The 355-nt window shown below is 51.0% G+C and carries 1 protein-coding gene; it reads right to left on the bottom strand.

Features of this window, described 5'->3' with window-relative positions; genetic code table 11:
* The coding region (locus AB4384_RS21545) for a transposase (RefSeq protein WP_372130090.1) at positions 1 to 355 on the bottom strand (355 nt) is incomplete at both ends.

The raw sequence follows: 355 nt of genomic DNA, 5'->3' as shown, positions 1-355 counted from the left end.
CATACCGCTCTTTCCAATACTTATTTGAGCCGTATAATTTCTGGCAACCCACGGCGAGATTTCGAGGGTGACCACGCTCCCAGAAGGCTGCCCCTTCTCTTGGGGGAATAAGCGCAACGGCTCGCTTCATCTTAATAGCAGCGCGACACGCTCTCGTGTCGTAAGCGCCATCACCAGACACCTCAAGGATGCTTCGACGTGTTTGTTTCAGTAGGTTCGGGAGTACTTCACCATCTGTAACCGTTGATAAACTTAGCTCGGCGGCAATGATCTCATGAGTGCTTGTATCAACTGCAATATGCAGCTTTCGCCAGACTCTCCGCTTGCCATCCGTCCCGTGTTTTTTGACTTTCCA

Origin of the sequence: Vibrio sp. 10N.261.51.A4 (assembly GCF_041471945.1) — a bacterium.
GTDB classification, from domain to species: domain Bacteria; phylum Pseudomonadota; class Gammaproteobacteria; order Enterobacterales; family Vibrionaceae; genus Vibrio; species Vibrio crassostreae_C.
Note: the sequence above shows the minus strand (reverse complement) of the source record. Positions and strands in the feature narration are given on the sequence as shown.